Here is a 17,090-nt window from a genome sequence, read left to right as displayed (position 1 = left end):
CCGGGAGACAGCGGGAGCGGGGGGTGGGGAGCGTGACTCCGCGAACCGGAGTGTGGCTGGTCGGGGCGCGTGGTTCGGTGGCGACCACCACGGTGGTGGGGGCGGCGGCGCTGCGCGCCGGGCTGCTTCCCCCGACGGGCTGTGTGTCCGCTCTGCCGGCCTTCGACGGGCTGCCGCTCCCGCGCTTCGACGCGCTGGTGTTCGGCGGGCACGACGTGGCGGGGACCGACCTGCCGAAGCGGGCCGACCAGCTCGCGCGGGCGGGCGTCATCCCGGGTGGACTGCCCGAGTTGCTGCGGGAGGAGCTGCTCGCGGCCGACGCGGAGATCCGACCCGGCGCGGACGCCGCCGACCACCGGGTGCCGGGTGACGCCGTCGACGCGCTGGCGGCGGATCTGGTGGACTTCCGTGCCCGCAACCGCCTGGACCGCGTCGTCGTGGTCAACGTCGCGACCACCGAGGCCCGGCCGCGCGCGCACCGGGCGTGGGAGTCGTGGCGGGAGCTGCGCGGGCAGTTGCGGCGCGAGACACCACCCGGCGAGGAGGTGCTGCCCAGCAGTTCGCTGTACGCGTGCGCCGCTCTGCTCGCGGGCTGCCCCTACGTGGATTTCACGCCCTCGGTGGGCGTCCGGGTGCCGGCCCTGGCGGAACTGGCCGTCGAGCGGCGACTGCCGTACGCGGGAAACGACGGCAAGACCGGCGAGACACTGGTCAAGTCGGCCCTGGCGCCGATGTTCGCCCATCGGGCGCTGCGGGTGAGCAGCTGGTCGGGAACCAATCTCCTCGGTGGTGGGGACGGGGCCGCGCTGGCGGATCCGGAACGCGCCGCCAGCAAGTCCGGCAGCAAGGCGCGGGTGCTTCGGGCGGCCCTCGGCCACCCGGTCGACGGCGGGGTGCACATCCACCATGTGCCGCAGCTGGGCGAGTGGAAGACCGCCTGGGACCACATCACCTTCGACGGCTTCCTCGGTACCCGGATGACCATGCAGTTCACCTGGCAGGGCTGCGACTCCGCACTGGCGGCTCCGCTGGTACTGGACCTCGCCAGGTTCACGGCCCTGGCCCATGCCGAGGGTGTGCACGGGCCCGTGGCGGAGTTGGCGTTCTTCTTCAAGGACCCGCTGGGCACGGAAGAGCACGCCCTGGAGCGGCAGTTCGGCGCGCTGGTGGACTGGGCGCAAGGCCTGGGAACCGTCCGATGAGGCCGAGTGCCGTGGTCCGCCTGGTGAGGGCCCCGGCCGCGCTCACGGTGCCAGGAGACGTGCTGGCCGGGGCCGCCGCCTCGGGCCGGCCGGCGTGCCCGGCGACGCTGGTCACCGCCGCGTCCTCGGTGTGCCTGTACTGGGCGGGCATGGCGCTCAACGACTGGGCGGACCGGGACCTCGACGCCGGGGAGAGACCCGAGCGTCCCATCCCGTCGGGGCAGATCAGCCCCCGGGCGGCGCTCACCGTCGCCTGCGGGCTCACCTGTGCGGGGCTCTGCCTCGCCGCGGTGGCGGAGGGCCGGCGCGGCCTGCTGACGGCACTGCCGCTGACCGGTGCGATCTGGGCGTACGACCTGATGCTGAAGGACACCGCCTGGGGTCCCGCGGGCATGGCCGCCACCCGGATGCTGAACGTGCTCCGCGGCGCCGTGCGGGGCGGGGCGCTCCAGGCGCTGCCCGCCGCGGCGGTCGTCGGAGCGCACACCCACGCGGTGACGCGGCTCAGCCGTCATGAGGTGGGAGGCGGCCCGCGATCGGCACCGGCCGCCGCGCTCGCCGCGGGCGGCGCGATCGGCGCCGGGACGGCACTGGCCGGACGCCGGAGCGGGCTCGCCGACGCGGAACTGCTCGCCCTGGCCTATGTCTGCTGCTGTGCGCCGGCGCAGCTCGACGCGGTCCGCTCCCCCACGGCGGCCGCGGTACGGCGGGCCGTCGGCGCGGGCATCCACGCGCTGCTGCCCCTGCAGGGCGCCCTGATCGCCAGGTCCGGATCGCGGAGGGCGGCGCTGACCGTGGCCGCCGGGTACCCCCTGGCCAGGCTGCTGGCCCGGAAGGCGGCGGTGACATGACGGGCCCGGGCCCCGGGGCGGGACCGCGCTTCGGCTACGGCACGAACGGCTTCGGCGACCACTCGCTGGACGAGGCACTCGCGGTGGTCGCCGACCTGGGATACGAGGGTGTGGGGCTGACGCTCGACCGGCGCCATCTGGATCCGTACGCGGGCGACCTGGCCCGTCGTCTCCCCCGGCTCGCGCGACGGCTGGACCGGCTGGGCCTGGAGGTCGTCATCGAGACCGGCGGCCGGTACCTGCTCGACCCCTGGCACAAGCACCATCCGACGCTGCTGTCGGCCGAGGGGGCGGAGCGCCGGGTCGACCTGCTGTCCCGCGCCGTGCGGATCGCCGCCGAACTCGGTGCGCCGGTGGTGTCGCTCTGGAGCGGTACCGCGCCGGAAGGGGAACCGGACGCGGTGCTGTGGGACCGGCTCAGGGACGGATGCGACCGCGTCCTGGCGGAGGCCGGGCGCCACGGGATCACCCTGGGCTTCGAACCGGAACCGGGCATGTTCATCGACACCCTGGACCGTTTCGACAAGCTGCACGCCGGGCTCGGCGCACCTGAGGGGCTGGGCCTCACTCTCGATATCGGGCACTGCCGTTGCCTGGAGCCGCAGTCGGTGCCGGCGTGTGTACGGCGGGCGGCCACGCGGCTGGTGCACGTCCAGATCGAGGACATGCGGCGGGGCGTCCATGAGCACCTGGAGTTCGGCGAGGGCGAGATCGCGTTCCCTCCCGTCCTGTCCGAACTGCATGACGTCGGGTACCAGGGGCTCGTCTCCGTCGAGTTGCCGCGCCACAGCCACTCCGCCCCCTACAGCGCCCGCCGCTCGCTGGACTTCCTGCGGGCCGCGGCGCCGCCGGCCTCCGGCCTCGCCGCCCGGTTGCCCGCCCTCGCGGCCCAGTGGCTGGCCGACGCCCGCGACGACGTCCGTGCGGACCCCGGCACGGTGGCGATGCTCTTTCCCACGGTGAGCCGGTGCTGCGGCCGCGGTCCGCTGCCCGGTACGGACCCGACGCCGTTCGAGTGGACGGTCGACGACGCGGTCAGGGCGCTGCTGATCGACGCGCTGCCGCTGAGCGGACCCCCGCTGTACGAGGTGCTCTCCCGCCTCTACCAGGAAGGGGACACCGCCGAACGCCGAGCCGTCCTGCGGGCCCTGCCGCTGCTCGATCGGGGTGGGCGCGTCGGCGATCTCGCCCTCCCGCTGGTGCGCGGGGCACTGCGTACCCACGACCCGGCCCTCATCACGGCGGCGCTGGGCCGGTACGCGGCCGACCGCCTCGACGACGCGGGCTACCGGCAGGCCGTGCTCACGTGCGTCTTCAGCGGCATCCCGACGGCCCGCGTCGAAGGCCTCGGCGAACGGACCGACCCCGAGCTCGTGAGAATGCTCGCCGACTTCGCCCGGGAGCGGCTGGCGGCGGGCCGTGACATCCCGGACGACATCCGGCCGCTGCTGCGCTCCCATCCCGAAGCCGCGGCCACAGCCGGGCTTCCGGGTGACCTGCTCCGTACCGCCGACACCTCCCAGGGACGACCGCCATGCGCATCTTCGACCCCCATGTCCATATGACTTCGCGGACCACCGACGACTACCAGGCGATGGCGGCGGCGGGCGTACGGGCCCTGGTCGAGCCGGCCTTCTGGCTGGGCCAGCCGCGCACCTCCGTCGCCAGCTTCGTGGACTACTTCGACAGCCTGCTGGGCTGGGAACCGCACCGCGCCTCGCAGTTCGGCATCCGGCACCACTGCACCATCGCGCTCAACCCCAAGGAAGCCAACGACCCCCGCCTGACGGGTGTGCTCGACCTCCTGCCCCGGTACCTGCTCAAGGACGGCGTGGTCGCCGTCGGGGAGATCGGCTACGACTCGATCACTCCGGAGGAGGACGAGGCGCTCGTCCGGCAGCTGGGTTACGCCGACGCGTACGACCTGCCGGTCCTCGTGCACACGCCGCACCGGGACAAGGCGGCGGGCACCCGCAGGACCCTCGACGTGATCAGGGAGTCCGGCATCGACCCCGCCCTGGTCCTGGTGGACCACCTCAACGAGGTCACGGTGCCGTTGGTCGCGGACACCGGCTGCTGGATGGGCTTCTCGATCTACCCGGGAACGAAGATGAGCGAGGACCGGATGGTCCGGCTGCTGGGTGAGTACGGAACCACCCGGATGCTCGTCAACTCCGCGGCCGACTGGGGGCGCAGTGACCCGCTGAGCACCCGGAGGACCGCTGACGCGATGCGCGCGGCCGGCTTCGGCGCGGACGCCGTCGACACCGTGTTCTGGCAGAATCCGGTCGCGTTCTACGGGCAGAGCGGACGGCTCCGGCCGGAGCCCCCGCGGTGCCCGGCGCCCGGCGCCGGCGCGGACTTCGCCGGCAACTCCATCCGCCGAGGCGAGGCGCCGGCCCTGTGAGGTTCACTCATCCCGACGGTTCGGTGGTCCACCTCTCCTACTGCACCAACGTCCACGCCGCCGAGGACTTCGACGGGGTCCTGTCCCAACTGACCCGCTACGCGGAACCGGTACGCGAACGGCTCGGCACCGACCGGCTGGGACTGGGGCTGTGGCTCGCCCGCCCCGTCGTCACACGACTGCTCGCCGACCCCCGGGCGCTCGGCACACTGCGCCGCGAGCTCGGCCTGCGGGGCCTTGAGGTGGTCAGCCTCAACGCCTTCCCCTATGCCGGGTTCCACGCGCCGTCCGTCAAGAAGGACGTCTACCGGCCCGACTGGACCGACCCGCGGCGGCTCGCCTACACCCTCGACTGCGCCAGGGTCCTGGCCGCGCTGCTCCCCGGCGACGCGCTGCGCGGAAGCATCTCCACGCTGCCGATGGCCTGGCGGGAACCCGCTTCGGCTCAGACGCCCCACATCGCCCGGCGGTACCTGGAGTCGCTCGCCGTCGGTCTGGGAGACCTCGCCCGGCGCACCGGGCGCACCGTCAGGGTCGGCCTGGAACCCGAACCGGGCTGCCTGATCGAGTCGACCCTCCAGGCGACGGAGTCGCTGGCGGGGCTCGACCGGGAGCGGATCGGGATCTGCCTCGACACCTGCCATCTCGCGGTGGGCTTCGAACAGCCGACCGAGGCGCTTCGGCGGCTGTCCGGAGCCGGCCTGGACGTCGTCAAGACGCAGGCGTCCTGCGCCCTGGAGGCGGCCGACCCGTCGGACCCGGCCACCCGTGCCGCGCTGGGCCGTTTCGCCGAGCAGCGATTCCTCCACCAGACCAGGGAGCGGGGAGCGGGCGGCCGGCCGGCGGCGGTCGACGACCTGCCGCAGGCCCTGGCCGGAGAGCTCCCGGGCCGGGACCCCTGGCGGGTCCACTTCCACATACCTGTGCACCAGCAGCCCCAGCCCCCGCTGGGGACCACCCGGCCCGTGCTGCTCGACGCACTGCGTGCTCTGCTCGGGGGCCCGACCGCCGTCACCGACCACGTCGAGGTCGAGACGTACACCTGGTCCGTGCTGCCCGGCGCGCGCGAGGGGGACAGCGGGCTCGTCGAAGGCCTCGCCGCCGAACTGGACTGGACCCGCCGTGAGATGACCGCGCTCGGACTGCGGCCGATCTGAACAGGAGCGCCCTTCCATGCCCCACCCGCTGCTCGTCCTGGACGTCGTCGGGCTCACCCCCCGGCTGCTCCCCCATATGCCGAACCTGACGGCGGTGAAGGACCGGGGCTTCGCCGCCACGCTGGACCCCGTCCTGCCCGCCGTGACCGCCACCGTGCAGTCCACCTTCCTCACCGGCGAACCGCCCGCGGTCCACGGGGCTGTCGGCAACGGCTGGTACTTCCGCGAGCTGGGCGAGGTCCTGCTGTGGCGCCAGCACAACCGGCTGGTCGGCGGCGAGAAGATCTGGGACACCGCCCGCAGGGCCAGCCCGGGTTACACCGTCGCGAACATCTGCTGGTGGTACGCGATGGGGGCGGACGTCGACTGGACGGTGACGCCTCGCCCGATCTACTACGCGGACGGCCGCAAGGAACCGGACTGCTACACCCACCCGCCCGCTCTGCACGACGAACTCACCAGCAGGGGCGGTGGCTTCCCGCTGTTCTCCTTCTGGGGGCCGGGCGCCTCGCTCACCTCGTCGCGGTGGATCGCCGGAGCCGCCCGTTACATCGCCCGCCGGTACCGGCCCGACCTCGGTCTCGTCTATCTGCCGCACCTCGACTACGACCTGCAGCGCCATGGCCCGAACGGGCCGCAGGCCATCCGTGCCGCCCGTGAACTGGACCACGTCATCGGACCGCTGCTGGCCGACGCCAGGGCGGCCGGAACCACCGTGGTGGTGCTGAGCGAGTACGGCATCACCGAGGTCAGCCGACCGGTGGACGTCAACCGGGCGCTGCGCCGGGCAGGGCTCCTGCACGTCCACACACAGGCCGGTATGGAGTACCTGGACCCGTGGACCTCCCGGGCCTTCGCGGTCGCCGACCACCAGCTGGCGCACGTGTACGTACGCGATCCCGCCGACCTCCCCCGGGTGCGGGCGCTGCTGCGGGAGCTGGACGGCGTCGCCACCGTGCTGGACGGCGACGGGAAGCGGGCGCACGGCCTCGACCACGAACGCTCGGGGGAGCTGGTCGCCGTCGCCGAGGCCGACGCGTGGTTCACGTACTACTACTGGCTCGACGACGCACGGGCCCCGGACTTCGCGCGCCTGGTCGAGATCCACCGCAAGCCCGGCTACGACCCGGCGGAACTCCTCTTCGACCACACGGACCGGCTGGTCAAGCTCCGCGCGGCGGCCGCCCTGGCACGGAAGAAGGCCGGACTGCGCTACGCCCTGAGGGTGGTCCCGCTCGACCCGTCCCGGGTCCGGGGCAGCCACGGGAGGCTGCCCGACGACCCCCGGGACGGGCCGGTGCTGCTGTGTGACGATCCGGCCCCGGCGCGCCGGGCCATCGCGGCGACCGAGGTCAAGGACCTGCTGCTGGAACTGGCCGGAGTGCGGGCGGTGGCGCGCCCGGGAACGCGAGCTCGCCGCTGAGCACCGCCTGGTGCGTGAGGGTGAGCGCACGGCCGGGTGGGACTCCCAGCTCCTCGTCGAGGAGCCGGCGGCCGCTGTGGAAGACGGCCAGCGCGTCGCCCTGCCGCTCACTGCGGTAGAGGGCAGTCATCAGCTGGGCGCGGAAGCGCTCCCGCAGCGGGTAGTGGGCCACCAGATCGGTCAGTTCGGCCACCACACCCAGATGCTCGCCCCGTGCCAGGTCCGCTTCGACGCGGCACTCCAGGGCAGCCATCCGCGCCTCGTGCAGCCCGGGCTCGGCCGCCTCGCGCAGGAACCTGGTGGTGTCGGCGAGCGCCGACCCGCTCCACAGGGCGAGGGCGGAGCGCAGCCGCTCGGCCGCCGGTGCGTACCGCCCAGCCCGGAGGTCGTCCTGGCCGAGCCGGCCCAGCCGTTCGAACTCGTACAGGTCGACGGGGCTCTCCCCGGTGCGCAGCAGATAGCCGGGGCGCCGGCGCACCAGCTCGGCCCCGGGGCCGAGCACCCTGCGCAGCCGGGACACATAGGTGTACAACTGGGCGGCGACGGTCGCCGGTGCGTCGTCGCCCCACAGCAGCGCGATGAGCCGGCTGTCCGGCACGACGGTGCCGCGGGCCAGCACCAGCGCGGCCAGCAGCGCCCGTGGTTTGGTCCCCTCCAGTGCGGTTTCCCGGCCTTCGGCGCCACACAGGCGCACCGGGCCGAGGACGCGGAATCGCATGCTCTCCCCCAGATTTCTCGGTGAAGCGGTCCCGCCGGTCGTACGCGAGCGGGTACCGCCGGGTCAGTCGGTACGCGCGAAACGGCGCGCGGCCACGGCCAGTCCCCCCAGCGCGAGCAGCGCGATGAGCGACAGTTCCAGGGCCACCGGCGGCGTCCACCCCCACCACTGGGGCCCCGCGTCCGCACCGGCCAGCCCGGTGCCGCCGGGCAGGGTCCGCCGCAGGGCGTCCACGCCGTAGGTGAGGGGGTTGACCAGGACCGCGGCGTTCAGCCACCCGGGCAGCTGGTGGACGGGGAACAGCGCGCCCGACAGGAACAGCAGCGGCATCGCGCACAGGCCCATCACGATGTCGAACGTCTCCGGCCGTCTGATGCAGACGGCTCCCAGGACGCCCACCACGGTGAACGACAGGGCCACCAGCCCCAGGACACCCAGTGCGAGCAGCAGGTGGAGACCGTACGGCACGCCCACCACGCCCGCCATCAGCAGCATCGGCAGGGCGTAGGCGGCGCCCGTCGTCGCCCCGCCCAGGCATATCCCGCCCAGCAGCGCCTCGCGCCGTACGGGGGCGACCAGCATCTGGCGCAGGAAGCCCGCCTGCCGGTCCCACACGATCAGCGCGCCGGTGGTCAACGCGGGCCCCTGTACCACCATCAGCAGCACCCCCGGGAAGAGGTACCGGCGGAAGTCGCCGGCGCCCGTTCCCGTACCGGGTGGGTCCAGCACGGAGTTCAGCCCCGAGCCGAGGATCAGCAGGAACAGCAGCGGCATGACGAGGCTGGTGGCGATCCGGAGCCGGTTGCGGACGAACCGGATCATCTCCCGGCGCCACAGCACCCGCACGGTGTGCAGGTCCCTGCGCACTCCGGAACGCCGCGGCGGGCTCGGCGCCGCCGCCGTGTTCCGGGACTCCGTCTCGCGCGACGCATCGGTGGTGGACATGGGCTGACTACCTCCTGGGGCCGGCCGTCGAAGTCGCGTCGGGGCCGCCGGTGTCCCGGATGGTGCGCCCGGTGTAGTGCAGGAAGACATCGTCCAGGGTCGGCGGGGTGGCCGTCACCGAGTGGATCGGCACGGTCAGTTCGGAGCACAGCCGCGGGATGAACGCGGCGCCCTCCGCCACCCTGAACCGCAGACCCTCCGCGCTCGCGGCCGCCTCGATGCCGAACCGGGTGCGGAGCGCCCGCGCCGCCGCCCGGTCGTCGCCGGTGCGGATCTCGACCAGGTCGGAGGCGATGACCGCCTTGAGGAGGGCGGGGCTCTCCTCCACCAGCAGCTTTCCGCCGTCCATGATCGCCACCCGCCCGCAGTGCTCGGCCTCGGCGAGGTGGTGGGTGGTCAGGAAGATGGTGACGCCGTGCTCACGGGGCAGCCGGCGCAGGTACTCCCAGATCACCCCGCGGGTCTGCGGATCGAGACCGGTGGTCGGCTCGTCGAGGAACAGCACCCGCGGGGAGTGCAGCAGCCCGCGGGCGATCTCCAGCCGCCGCTGCATGCCCCCGGACAGCGTGCGGACCGCGGCGTCCCGGCGGTCCGCCAGATCCATCAGCTCCAGCAGATGGCCGATCCTGTCCTCCGCGCGGCGGCGCGGCACGTCGAAGAGGTCCGCCTGGAACCGCAGGTTCTCCGTGACGGTCAGCTCCCGGTCGAGGGTGGTCTCCTGGAAGACCAGGCCGATGCCGCGCCGCACCTCGTCGGCGTCCCGGACGATGTCGTGCCCGGCCACCGCGGCCCGGCCCGACGTCGGCCGCAGCAGGGTGCACAGCATGTTGATGGTGGTGCTCTTCCCGGCCCCGTTGGGGCCCAGGAAGCCGAAGATCTCCCCGGCCGACACGGCCAGGTCGAGTCCCGCCACGGCCTCGACCTGGCCGTACGCCTTGCGCAGCCCCTCGGCCTCGATGGCGGCCCCCGCGCCGGAGGGGGTCATCGGCGGGGCCCGCGCGGGGGACGCCGCACGCTCATCAGCGGGTGGTACAGCCGGATGTCGTCGCTCTCGCCCACCGGCTTGCCGTCCACCTCCACCCAGGCGTGGGCGACGAACGGCTGGGTGCGCACCCCCGTGCTCCAGTCGGGCCGTACCCCTCGCAGCTGGCACAGCAGCACCGTCGCCACCGAGCGCTGCAGGCAGCCCTGCCCGGCGCAGCGCGAGCTGACCGCGACCACGGCCCTGCGTGCCGCCAGGGCCTGATCCTCCGTGGCGGGGCGGGTGCCGGCCCCGGTCACCTCCAGGAACCGGCGCAGCCTGCGCGGCGGCAGCGTGACCAGCAGCCGCGCGGCGCCCACCGCGGCGCGCGCGGTGAGGTGCCGGTGCCAGCTCAGCGCGGCCGGCTCCCCGGCCGCCACCGACATGCTCATGAGGCCACCACCAGATGCGCCGATGTCAGCGCCCCGATCAGGGTCCGGACGTCGGCGAGGGCGGCGTCCACGGCCACCGGAGCGCTCGCGGCGAGACGGGCCGCGGCCTGCTCGGGTGTCGAGCCGCCCAGGAGCAGCCGCAGCGTGGCCGCGCCGGTCCGGTTCAGCTGCCAGTAGCGGCCGTTGCGCTGGTCGAGCAGGACCAGCCCGTCCTCGGTGTCGGCGGTGGTCACATCGGGTGGCAGGTTCAGGGTCACTGCGGTTCTCCTGCGGAAAGTGGGTGCCGGTCGTGGTGGGTGTCCAGGGCGCGGAGCCACGCCTCCACGGCGAGCGTCGGCTCGAAGACGCCGAGTTGCCGTGCCAGCGGGCCCGGGGCGAGCAACCGGGCGCGCAGCGCCGCGGAGTCGACCAGGCCGCGCCCGTCGAGCCGGGAGTCCTCGCAGAGTGCGAGCAGGGCGGAGCGGTTCTGCCGCAGCCCGTCGTAGACCTCCGCGCTGAACTCGCCCTTGCTGCGGCGCTCCAGGATGCCGGAGGGCACCACCCCGCTCATGGCTGTGGCGAGCAGGGGCTTGTAGCGTCCGCGCAGGACGCGGTCCTCGATCCGGAGGCTGAGCGAGGTCTCCAGCACCCGATCGTCGAGGAACGGCGCCTCCCAGCTGACTCCGCTCCCGGACGGCGTCGAGTTCAGCTCCCGCACGGCGCAGCCGGTCAGGACCACCGCCTCCAGCAGCTGGTGGCGGTCCCGTGCCGGATCGAGGGGGCGCGGGTCGGCCGAGGCCGCTTCGCGCAGCAGGCGGCGCACGGTGCCGACGGCCTCCCCCGTCGCCCAGGGAGGCAGGTGGATACCCGCGTTCCAGCCGAGCGGAATCTCGGACGACCGGCTCGGCAGACCGTCGATCGCGTCGGCGGCCGAGGCGAGCCACTGCGCGAAGGTGGACCGGTCGGTGAGCCCGCGCACCATCGGCGGCAGACGCCAGCGGTTCCCCACCCGGATGCGGTGCAGCAGGGGGAGGCTGGTCAGGGGGTGGTGGTGGAAGAGCGTCCGCAACTGCGCCGGCAACGTGCTGAACAGCTCGTCACCGCCCACCCCGATGAGGTGCGCCGTCGAGCCCTCGGCCGTCACCCTCCGGGCCAGCGAGGCCATGCGCGTGTGGTTGCGGAACCAGGTCGGCGGCGCCTCCGCCCGGCCGAGCGCGGACTCCTCCGGGCCGGTCGCGGCCGCGAACCAGGGAGCACCCCGGGACGTGGAGAGGTGCCGTGCGTCCGGCAGGTGCCGTGCCGCCCGCTCGGCCCAGAGGCTGTCGTCGTTGCCGCCGTCCAGCGGCTGCCAGTGGTGGGTGAGCAGGTCCCCGCCCGCGGCGGCGGCGAGGAAGCAGAGACTGGTGGAGTCCATTCCGCCGGACAAATCGGCGCTGATCGTGCCCGTAGCCCGTACCCGTACGGCGACGGACTCGCTCAGTGCCTCCCGCACGGAACGGGCGGCCTCGGCGAGCGGCTGGTCGGCCGCCGGCGGATCCCACCAGCGGATCGGCCGGCTGCTCCGCCCCGGGCCCAGCTCCAGCCACGATCCGAACGGCAGTTGCTCGACACCGGACCACACCGGGCGGTTCCGCAGCGGCCAGGGGGCCGCGGGTGTCAGCATCCGCAGCGCCAGCGCGTCCTGGTCGAGGCTCGCGCCCGCGAGTTCCGCCAGCGGGCGGGGGCTGTCGCACGCCACGACCTGGGCGCCGATCCTGGCGTAGGAGATCTGCCGGACCGTGGAGAGCGAACCCTGCGCGCGGACCCGGCCGTCGACCACGGCCAGGAAGTGGAAGCCGCCGGGCAGCGTGCGGACGAGCCGGTCAAGGTCGTGCGGTGAGGACGCGCGGGCCAGTAACCGCCGCGCGAGGGCGGGATCGAGGCGCGAGTACCCGATGAGCGCGATCCGGCGCGGACCGGCCTCGACGAACGTCATCTCGTCCTCGGACCAGTCACCGACCAGCCAGGGACGCCCCGACTCGTACGCGAGGACCCGGGACCCCGTACCGCCGAGCACCCGGCCGGCGAGCGCGGCGCCGTCCTCGCTGTCCTCCAGGACCACAAAGCCCATGTCGCCTTCCCCCCGTTGCGGCTGCCGTGACCGGCGTGCGGACGCGGAGGCCGCGGGGACCCGAAGGTCCCCGCGGCCGGGGGATCAGCCCCAGATCGGGGTGCTGGCGTTGAACAGGTCCGTGTTGCCACCCCACGGCGTCCCCAGCGTGAGCTCGGAGAACTCGCCGACCTCGACCAGGGTGGGGATCTCGTAGATGTCCTGCTGCTCCATGTGAAGCCACCATCCTCAGTGAAGAATTGGAGACGGAGAACCCCGCGGAGGCGGGCTTCCCGTGATCTCCTGGACGGCTTCACCCTAGGTTTCCCAGGCGCCTGGGTTCATGGGACCGCGAGCCCATTCCGGCCCCGGGTTTCCGGCCCCGCCGACCGCGGCGGGGTCAGGCGTCGCGGCGCCGGAGCGCCAGATAGCCGCCCAGCAGGATCACCGCGTTCCAGGCCAGCATCACCAGGAGCCCGGTGCCGGGTCCCAGGGCCGACTCCTCGTCGGGCACCACCTCGACCATGCGCATGGCCGCCTGGTCGGGCAGGAACTGGGCCACAGGCTGCAGCGCGGAGACGTTGTTCAGCATGGGGGACACGAAGAAGAACAGCGGGATCAGAACGACCAGCGACGGCACCGAGCCGCGCAGGATCGCCGCGACCCCCATGGCGAGCGAGCAGACCAGGGTCAGGTAGAGGCAGGCCCCGGTCACCGCGCGCAGCACCCCGGGCTCGGTGATCGTGGTGCCGTGCGGGCCCAGTGCCGACTGGGCCAGGAAGAAGCTGAGGCAGACCGTGACCACCGACACCACGAAGGCCGCCAGCGTTCCCGAGAGCCACTTGGCGAGATAGAAGGCGCCGCGCCGGGGCACCGCTGCCAGCGAGGGGAGGATGGTGCCCGACGCGTACTCGCTGGTGACCAGCAGCACGCCGTAGGCGAGCAGGACGATCTGCCCGAAGCCCAGCCCGATGAAGCCCGAGTAGACCGGGTCGAAGTTCCGCTGCTCCGCGATCGGCATCCGGTCGAAGGTGTTGCCGACGGCGAAGGCGAACGCCACATTGGCGCCGACGGTGATGACGAACGTCGCCAGCAGGAGCCAGGGCGTCGACCGCAGGGTGCGGGCCTTGGTCCACTCGGAACGCAGCACCGCCCCGGAGTGTGTCAGGCTCATGCGTCCTCCTCCGTCCTCTGTCGCCGGGCCGGGGACCCGTCGTGGCCGCGGTAGTCGACCGCGCCCGCGGTGAACTTCATGAACGCCTCCTCCAGGGAGGCGGACTGGGTGCTGACCTCGTGCACGGTCAGCCCGTGGGCGGAGATCAGTTCGCCGATGACCTCGGCCTGTGCCCCGACCGCTTCCAGCGCCCCGTCCATGCCCGTCAGCACGCGGACGCCGACCGTGGCCAGGGCTTCCCGCATACGTTCCGGCTCGGGCGTCCTGATGCGGACGAAGCTGCGCGAGTTGGCCTCGATGAAGGCGGTCACCGAGGTGTCCGCGAGCAGCCGTCCGCGGCCGATGACGACGAGGTGCTCCGCGGTGAGGGCCATCTCGCTCATGAGGTGGCTGGAGACGAAGACCGTCCGCCCCTCGGCCGCCAGGTTCCGCATCAGGGTGCGGATCCACAGCACGCCCTCCGGGTCGAGGCCGTTGACCGGCTCGTCGAGCAGCACGATCCCGGGGTCCCCCAGCAGGGCCGCCGCGATACCGAGCCGCCCGCCCATACCCAGCGAGAAGGTGCCGGCGCGCCGGTCGGCCACGCTCTCCAGGCCGGTGAGCCCGAGCACCTCGGCCACCCGCGAGCCGGGGATCCGGTTGCTCCGGGCCAGGTAGAGCAGGTGGCCGCGGGCCGTTCGCCCGCTGTGGAAGGACTTCGCGTCCAGTAGTGCCCCGATCGTGCGCAGCGGCTCCCTCAGTGCCCCGTAGGGGCGGCCGTCGATCAGGACTTCGCCGGCACTGGGCCGGGTCAGGCCCAGCATCATCCGCATGGTGGTGGACTTCCCCGCTCCGTTGGGACCGAGGAAGCCCGTCACCTGACCGGGGCGCACCTCGAAGGAGAGATCGTCGACGACCGTGGTGCGCCCATAGCGCTTTGTCAGTTCCCTCGCGTGGATCACCCCCACCACGCTTCCGTACGCCGCCCCTCGCGGCATCGCGCCGGCGGGTGAGCTTCGGCATGGCCCAGGGGCGCAGGCACGCCGTGCGCGGCGGTCGTCGTCAGACCTGGGTAGGGCTCCCCAGGGTGGAGGCGGGACGGTGCGGGTGCCCGGTACGGTCGGAGAGTGGAACTCCGCTCCCCGCTGCCCCTGTTCACCCGCGGCCTCGGCCGTGGCTCGCTGATCGCCCTGGACTGCGCGGCGGCGGGCGCGTACACGGCGCTGCTGGTGATCGCGCGGCTCACCGGGGAGCCGCCGACGGCCCGCGGATCCCTGCTGCCGGTGTGGGCGGAGTGCCTGGTCATCGCCGCGACCGCGCTGCCCGTCGCGGTACGGAGGGTGTGGCCGCTGCCCGTTCTCGGCACGGTGCTGGTGATGACCGCGGCGTCCATCGTGCTGGACACGATGCGGGATCCGTTCGTCGCCAGCGCCTGTGCCCTCTACACGGTCGCACTCGAAAGCCGCGGCGGCCTGCGCGTGTTCACCGCGTCGGCGGGCCTGCTGGGCCTGGCCGGTGTCTTCGCCCGTCCCCTCGCCTCGGTGCCCTACTGGTGGCTGAACGGCCCGGGCCTGATCCTCTTCGGCTGGGCGACGATGGGCGCCGCATGGGTGGTCGGCCGGGCGGTCGCCGAGCGGCGGGCCTACGCGGCCGGCCTGGCCGAGCAGTCGGCGCAACGGGCGGTGGCCGAGGAGCGGCTGCACATCGCGCGCGAGGTGCACGACATCGTCTCGCACAGTGTGGGCCTGATCGTGGTCAAGGCGTCGGTCGCCAACCATGTCGCCCGGTCCAGGCCCCAGGAGGCGTACGACGCGCTCCGGGTCATCGAGTCGATCAGCCGCGGCGCGCTGAGCGAGGTGCGGGTGCTGCTCGGGGTGCTGCGCTCGGGAATCCCCGGTCAGGCCCCGGCGGACACCGAGAGCGCCTCGGCGTTGGGCGTGGACGCCCTGCCGGAGCTGGCCGAGCGGACGTGTAGCGCGGGCGTCGAGGTGGACCTGCGGGTCCTCCACGCGGACCGGCTGCCCGAGGGGGTGGGGCGCTCGGTCTTCCGGATCGTGCAGGAGGCGCTGACCAATGTCGTGAAGCACGCCGCCCCCACCCGGTGCCGGGTGGTGGTCGAGGCGACCGCGGACGAGGTGAGCGTCGAGGTCGCCGACGGGGGACGGCCGGGTGCGGGCGCGCGGACGCGGCCGGGCGGGCAGGGGCTGGTGGGGATGCGGGAACGCGTGGAGGCCTACGGCGGCACGTTCTCCTCCGGCACCCTGCCGGAAGGGGGCTTCCGGGTGACGGCCCGCATCCCCTTCGCACGCGTGGAGGGCGGGGTCCTGCCATGAGCCGGGACGACGAGATCCGCGTGGTGGTGGCGGACGACCAGGCTCTGCTGCGAGGCAGCTTCCGGGTCCTGGTGGACAGCGAGCCGGGCCTGCGGGTGGTCGGTGAGGCGCGCACCGGGGCGGAGGCGGTGGAGCTCGCCCGGGTCCGGCGGCCCGACGTCCTGCTGATGGACGTACGGATGCCGCAGACGGACGGGATCGAGGCGACCCGGCTCATCCGGAGCTCGCCGGAGGGTGCCGGTACCCGGGTCCTCATCCTGACCATGTTCGATCTCGACGAGTACGTGTACGACGCGTTGCGCGCCGGTGCCAGCGGCTTCCTGCTGAAGGACACGCAACCCGACGAACTGCTGCGGGCCATCCGGGTGGTGGCGGCCGGTGAGAGCCTGCTGGCGCCCTCGGTGACCCGCCGCCTGATCGCCGAGTTCGCCGCCCGGCCCGAGCCGGCGAGGGTGCGCACGGCCGAGCTGGAGGGCGTGACCGAACGCGAGCGGGAGGTGCTGCTGCTGATCGCCCGCGGTCTCTCCAACTCCGAGATCGCCCGGCGGATGTGCGTGAGTATGGCCACCGTGAAGTCCCATGTGGGCAGGCTGCTCGCCAAGCTCGACGCGCGGGATCGGGCCCAACTCGTCATCGTTGCCTACGAGTCAGCCCTGGTGGCGGTGGAGGGAGTGCCGCTCAGCCGAGACCGGCGTCGCGGGCCCGGACGGCTGCCGCCACCCGGTCGGTGACCCGCAGCTTGGCGAACAGGCTGGTGATGTGGTTGCGCACGGTCTTGTTCGACAGCACCAGGGTGCTGGCGATGCGCTGGTTGTCCAGACCCCGCGCGATGAGGTCGAGGATCTCGCGTTCCCGGTTGGTCAGTTCGGGGAAGGCGGCACGGGCCGGAACGCCGTGCACGGCGGAGAAGTACGCGCCCAGCCGCTCCGCCACGGGCGGACTGAACACCGCTCCCCCGGCCGCGACGATGCGGATCGCCCACACCAGCTCCCGCGCCGCGACGTTCTTGAGCAGATAGCCGCGGGCTCCGGCACGCAGGACCGCCACGACCGACTCGTCGTCCGGGCCGGCACCGATCGCGATGACCCGGGGGCCTCCGGCGAAGCGCTCACCGATCCTCTTCGTGATGTCGACTCCCGAGGCGTCGGCCATCTGCAGATCGACCAGGATGACATCGGCGCCGATCCGCTGCCGGGCCAGCAGCTCCACCACCTCGTCCCGGTTCGACGCCTCGGCGATCACCCGCAGGCCATCGGCGCCCTGCAACGCCATGCGCACCCCGTCCCGGAACAGCGGTTGGTCGCCGATGAGCATGACGCGTAACCCCACCTCGTCATCCGGCCCGTCCGCGCCTTCCGCGGCGTCCCGCGCGTCCATGCCGCGCGCCGCGGCGTCGTCCAGGGTCGAACAGCGCACCATC

General features: G+C 73.4%; 18 protein-coding genes and 1 pseudogene. 9 read left to right on the top strand and 10 right to left on the bottom strand.

Annotation, left to right across the window (positions count from 1 at the left end; genetic code table 11):
- The first annotated feature begins 32 nt into the window (after nt 1-32).
- From ABZ945_RS01410 to ABZ945_RS01380, 7 genes and pseudogenes are all read left to right on the top strand, one after another.
- A complete protein-coding gene (locus ABZ945_RS01410; protein ID WP_361262054.1) occupies nt 33-1,202 on the top strand; it encodes an inositol-3-phosphate synthase in 1,170 nt (389 codons plus the stop codon).
- A complete protein-coding gene (locus ABZ945_RS01405) occupies nt 1,199-2,053 on the top strand; it encodes an SCO3242 family prenyltransferase (RefSeq protein WP_361262051.1) in 855 nt (284 codons plus the stop codon). The genes ABZ945_RS01410 and ABZ945_RS01405 overlap by 4 nt, the downstream gene beginning before the upstream one ends.
- Nucleotides 2,050-3,016, top strand: a pseudogene (locus ABZ945_RS01400) (sugar phosphate isomerase/epimerase family protein). Before ABZ945_RS01405 ends, ABZ945_RS01400 begins: the two are co-directional and overlap by 4 nt.
- Nucleotides 2,998-3,618 (top strand): EboA domain-containing protein, encoded by a 621-nt coding sequence (locus ABZ945_RS01395; RefSeq protein WP_361262882.1) that lies wholly within the window; start codon nt 2,998-3,000, stop codon nt 3,616-3,618. Before ABZ945_RS01400 ends, ABZ945_RS01395 begins: the two are co-directional and overlap by 19 nt.
- Nucleotides 3,588-4,460: a TatD family hydrolase gene (locus ABZ945_RS01390; protein ID WP_361262048.1), complete on the top strand. Its 873-nt coding sequence runs from the start codon at nt 3,588-3,590 to the stop codon at nt 4,458-4,460. The genes ABZ945_RS01395 and ABZ945_RS01390 overlap by 31 nt, the downstream gene beginning before the upstream one ends.
- Nucleotides 4,457-5,617, top strand: coding sequence for a metabolite traffic protein EboE (gene eboE / locus ABZ945_RS01385; protein WP_361262045.1), 1,161 nt, complete (start codon nt 4,457-4,459; stop codon nt 5,615-5,617). The genes ABZ945_RS01390 and eboE overlap by 4 nt, the downstream gene beginning before the upstream one ends.
- 16 nt (nt 5,618-5,633) lie before the next feature.
- A complete protein-coding gene (locus ABZ945_RS01380) occupies nt 5,634-7,040 on the top strand; it encodes a nucleotide pyrophosphatase/phosphodiesterase family protein (RefSeq protein ID WP_361262043.1) in 1,407 nt (468 codons plus the stop codon).
- Here ABZ945_RS01380 and ABZ945_RS01375 read toward each other — a convergent pair.
- The 9 genes from ABZ945_RS01375 to ABZ945_RS01335 all read right to left on the bottom strand — a co-directional run bounded on the left by ABZ945_RS01375 (nt 6,970) and on the right by ABZ945_RS01335 (nt 14,335).
- Nucleotides 6,970-7,758: an AfsR/SARP family transcriptional regulator gene (locus tag ABZ945_RS01375; protein WP_361262040.1), complete on the bottom strand. Its 789-nt coding sequence runs from the start codon at nt 7,756-7,758 to the stop codon at nt 6,970-6,972. The genes ABZ945_RS01380 and ABZ945_RS01375 overlap by 71 nt on opposite strands.
- Nucleotides 7,759-7,821: 63 nt before the next feature.
- Nucleotides 7,822-8,703, bottom strand: coding sequence for an ABC transporter permease (locus ABZ945_RS01370; protein ID WP_361262037.1), 882 nt, complete (start codon nt 8,701-8,703; stop codon nt 7,822-7,824).
- A 7-nt stretch (nt 8,704-8,710) separates the two neighbouring features.
- Nucleotides 8,711-9,688, bottom strand: coding sequence for an ATP-binding cassette domain-containing protein (locus ABZ945_RS01365; RefSeq protein WP_361262034.1), 978 nt, complete (start codon nt 9,686-9,688; stop codon nt 8,711-8,713).
- Nucleotides 9,685-10,116, bottom strand: coding sequence for a lasso peptide biosynthesis B2 protein (locus tag ABZ945_RS01360; RefSeq protein WP_361262031.1), 432 nt, complete (start codon nt 10,114-10,116; stop codon nt 9,685-9,687). The genes ABZ945_RS01365 and ABZ945_RS01360 overlap by 4 nt, the downstream gene beginning before the upstream one ends.
- Nucleotides 10,113-10,373, bottom strand: coding sequence for a lasso peptide biosynthesis PqqD family chaperone (locus ABZ945_RS01355; protein WP_361262028.1), 261 nt, complete (start codon nt 10,371-10,373; stop codon nt 10,113-10,115). The genes ABZ945_RS01360 and ABZ945_RS01355 overlap by 4 nt, the downstream gene beginning before the upstream one ends.
- Entirely contained in the window at nt 10,370-12,205 is a 1,836-nt protein-coding gene (locus ABZ945_RS01350) for an asparagine synthase-related protein (RefSeq protein ID WP_361262025.1), read from the bottom strand. Before ABZ945_RS01350 ends, ABZ945_RS01355 begins: the two co-directional genes overlap by 4 nt.
- An 84-nt stretch (nt 12,206-12,289) precedes the next feature.
- Nucleotides 12,290-12,418 (bottom strand): lasso RiPP family leader peptide-containing protein, encoded by a 129-nt coding sequence (locus tag ABZ945_RS01345; RefSeq protein ID WP_361262022.1) that lies wholly within the window; start codon nt 12,416-12,418, stop codon nt 12,290-12,292.
- Nucleotides 12,419-12,584: 166 nt separating this feature from the next.
- Nucleotides 12,585-13,358: an ABC transporter permease subunit gene (locus tag ABZ945_RS01340; RefSeq protein WP_361262019.1), complete on the bottom strand. Its 774-nt coding sequence runs from the start codon at nt 13,356-13,358 to the stop codon at nt 12,585-12,587.
- Entirely contained in the window at nt 13,355-14,335 is a 981-nt protein-coding gene (locus tag ABZ945_RS01335) for an ATP-binding cassette domain-containing protein (RefSeq protein WP_361262016.1), read from the bottom strand. The genes ABZ945_RS01340 and ABZ945_RS01335 overlap by 4 nt, the downstream gene beginning before the upstream one ends.
- A gap of 129 nt (nt 14,336-14,464) precedes the next feature.
- Between ABZ945_RS01335 and ABZ945_RS01330 the strand changes: the two genes are divergently transcribed.
- Together ABZ945_RS01330 and ABZ945_RS01325 are read left to right on the top strand one after the other, a co-directional pair.
- On the top strand, nt 14,465-15,670 hold the full coding sequence (locus ABZ945_RS01330; RefSeq protein WP_361262013.1) for a sensor histidine kinase: 1,206 nt from the start codon (nt 14,465-14,467) through the stop codon (nt 15,668-15,670).
- Complete coding sequence (locus ABZ945_RS01325; RefSeq protein WP_361262010.1) at nt 15,667-16,401, top strand: response regulator transcription factor; 735 nt, start codon at nt 15,667-15,669, stop codon at nt 16,399-16,401. Before ABZ945_RS01330 ends, ABZ945_RS01325 begins: the two co-directional genes overlap by 4 nt.
- On the opposite strand, the gene ABZ945_RS01320 is transcribed toward ABZ945_RS01325, so the two are convergent.
- Nucleotides 16,349-17,089 (bottom strand): response regulator transcription factor, encoded by a 741-nt coding sequence (locus ABZ945_RS01320; protein ID WP_361262007.1) that lies wholly within the window; start codon nt 17,087-17,089, stop codon nt 16,349-16,351. The genes ABZ945_RS01325 and ABZ945_RS01320 overlap by 53 nt on opposite strands.
- Nucleotide 17,090: the final 1 nt, after the last annotated feature.

The sequence above is a fragment of the Streptomyces sp. NPDC046887 genome (genome assembly GCF_040644755.1).
Taxonomy (GTDB): Bacteria; Actinomycetota; Actinomycetes; order Streptomycetales; family Streptomycetaceae; genus Streptomyces; species Streptomyces lichenis.
Note: the sequence above shows the minus strand (reverse complement) of the source record. Positions and strands in the feature narration are given on the sequence as shown.

What these genes read in the sequence shown, in the direction of transcription:
- ABZ945_RS01405 (WP_361262051.1), top strand. Translation starts at nt 1,199, where the DNA reads ATGAGGCCGAGTGCCGTGGTCCGCCTGGTGAGGGCCCCGGCCGCGCTC.
- ABZ945_RS01395 (WP_361262882.1), top strand. Translation starts at nt 2,998, where the DNA reads ATGCTCTTTCCCACGGTGAGCCGGTGCTGCGGCCGCGGTCCGCTGCCC.
- ABZ945_RS01390 (WP_361262048.1), top strand. Translation starts at nt 3,588, where the DNA reads ATGCGCATCTTCGACCCCCATGTCCATATGACTTCGCGGACCACCGAC.
- ABZ945_RS01380 (WP_361262043.1), top strand. Translation starts at nt 5,634, where the DNA reads ATGCCCCACCCGCTGCTCGTCCTGGACGTCGTCGGGCTCACCCCCCGG.
- ABZ945_RS01375 (WP_361262040.1), bottom strand. Translation starts at nt 7,758, where the DNA reads ATGCGATTCCGCGTCCTCGGCCCGGTGCGCCTGTGTGGCGCCGAAGGC.
- ABZ945_RS01370 (WP_361262037.1), bottom strand. Translation starts at nt 8,703, where the DNA reads ATGTCCACCACCGATGCGTCGCGCGAGACGGAGTCCCGGAACACGGCG.
- ABZ945_RS01365 (WP_361262034.1), bottom strand. Translation starts at nt 9,688, where the DNA reads ATGACCCCCTCCGGCGCGGGGGCCGCCATCGAGGCCGAGGGGCTGCGC.
- ABZ945_RS01360 (WP_361262031.1), bottom strand. Translation starts at nt 10,116, where the DNA reads ATGAGCATGTCGGTGGCGGCCGGGGAGCCGGCCGCGCTGAGCTGGCAC.
- ABZ945_RS01350 (WP_361262025.1), bottom strand. Translation starts at nt 12,205, where the DNA reads ATGGGCTTTGTGGTCCTGGAGGACAGCGAGGACGGCGCCGCGCTCGCC.
- ABZ945_RS01345 (WP_361262022.1), bottom strand. Translation starts at nt 12,418, where the DNA reads ATGGAGCAGCAGGACATCTACGAGATCCCCACCCTGGTCGAGGTCGGC.
- ABZ945_RS01340 (WP_361262019.1), bottom strand. Translation starts at nt 13,358, where the DNA reads ATGAGCCTGACACACTCCGGGGCGGTGCTGCGTTCCGAGTGGACCAAG.
- ABZ945_RS01335 (WP_361262016.1), bottom strand. Translation starts at nt 14,335, where the DNA reads ATGCCGCGAGGGGCGGCGTACGGAAGCGTGGTGGGGGTGATCCACGCG.
- ABZ945_RS01325 (WP_361262010.1), top strand. Translation starts at nt 15,667, where the DNA reads ATGAGCCGGGACGACGAGATCCGCGTGGTGGTGGCGGACGACCAGGCT.
- ABZ945_RS01320 (WP_361262007.1), bottom strand. Translation starts at nt 17,089, where the DNA reads ATGGTGCGCTGTTCGACCCTGGACGACGCCGCGGCGCGCGGCATGGAC.